Source organism: Pseudomonas sichuanensis, assembly GCF_003231305.1.
GTDB classification, from domain to species: Bacteria; Pseudomonadota; Gammaproteobacteria; order Pseudomonadales; family Pseudomonadaceae; genus Aquipseudomonas; species Aquipseudomonas sichuanensis.
Genome location: NZ_QKVM01000126.1, coordinates 1 through 1,308 on the forward strand (window position 1 = coordinate 1; position 1,308 = coordinate 1,308).

The following is a 1,308-nucleotide window of genomic DNA, read 5'->3' on the forward strand; positions in this document are numbered from 1 at the left end:
AGGTTCATCGCGCTTTCCCGGGGAAGGCAGCCTTGATTTTCAGGAAAAAGTATTCCGAGTCCCGAAAACCATAGGCCATACGCTTGATCACCTTGATGCGGTTGTTGACGCCCTCAAGGACGCTGGTATGCATATGGAAGTTGGCACTGGCGAGGATGCCTCGGGCGTATTTGCGCAGGTTGCGAGCGAAGCGCTGTAGCGGCGCGAGGCCGCTGTCCCGGGCGTGCCGCAACCAGGTTCGCCAGCGGCGCCAGCCCTCTCGTACGCTGGGGGCGAACCAGACATCCTTCAGCGCATCCTTGAGGACATAGACCGTAGCCAGCGGCTGGTTGGCCGCGAGTAGTTCTTGAAGCTGCACGGCTTGTCCGTCCTTCAGGTTGTTGCGATTGCGCAGCAGCAGCCAGCGGCTTTGCTTGACCGCCTTTCGTGCCGGCTTGTCTTCGCGCAGGAGGTTGGCCTGGTCAACCCGGATACGGTCGATCACATCCCGACCGTAGCGCGCGACGACGTGAAACAGGTCGTACACCACTTCGGCTTGCGGGCAATGCTTCTTCACCTCCAAATCAAAAGCCGTGTTCATGTCCATGGCCACCGCCTCTATCTGCTGGCAGTGCTTGCCGAGCAATTCAAAGAACGGGCGGACCGCCTCGCGGCTGTTGCCGTGGCCGACCCACAATACCCGCGTTCGCTCGGCATCCATGATGACCGTGGCATAGCGATGCCCTTTGTGCAGGGCGAACTCGTCCATCACCAGGCGGCGGACACCGGTTGAATCGAAGTTGCCTACCTCGGCTTGAAGGCGTCGTTTATCGAGCGTTTTGAGGGTGTGCCAATGCAGGCCGGTGAGCTGGCTGACGTGGCTGATCGGCAGCAGCCGCAGCAAGCTTTCGAGCCATATCCGTAACCGCTGGGTCAGCCGAGATGCTGGCTCCAACCAGTCGATCCGCTCGGTCACCCGCCCACAACTCAGGCAATCGACTCGGCGCACTGGTAGTTGAAGCAGGACGCGCTGATCGAACAGATCACGATCACGCACCAGACGAATCCGGCGATCGTGAATCAACGGGCTGAACTGGCCACAACGCCCGCACTTAGGAAGAGAGCCGGCTTGAGGTTCAAGCTCAATGAGGAGGGTGTTATCGGTAGATGGGCGACAGGTAACGGCGTCGTAGCCTGGCCAGAAAGCGGCAAGATCAATAGGATGCACGGCGACAGCAGGGACAGGTGAAGGGTGTGTTTGGCGACTGCCAATTTACCTGCTTCCCTGACTGTCAACTCGCTCTTCCCCCAGACTCCGCGAAGAACCAA

1 protein-coding gene is annotated in these 1,308 nt (G+C 59.8%); it reads right to left on the minus strand.

Going from position 1 to position 1,308, the window contains the following annotated elements; translation table 11 throughout:
• Positions 1-4: 4 nt before the first annotated feature.
• Positions 5-1,207, minus strand: coding sequence for an ISL3 family transposase (locus DM373_RS28365; RefSeq protein ID WP_003464938.1), 1,203 nt, complete (start codon positions 1,205-1,207; stop codon positions 5-7).
• Between the last annotated feature and the right edge of the window lie 101 nt (positions 1,208-1,308).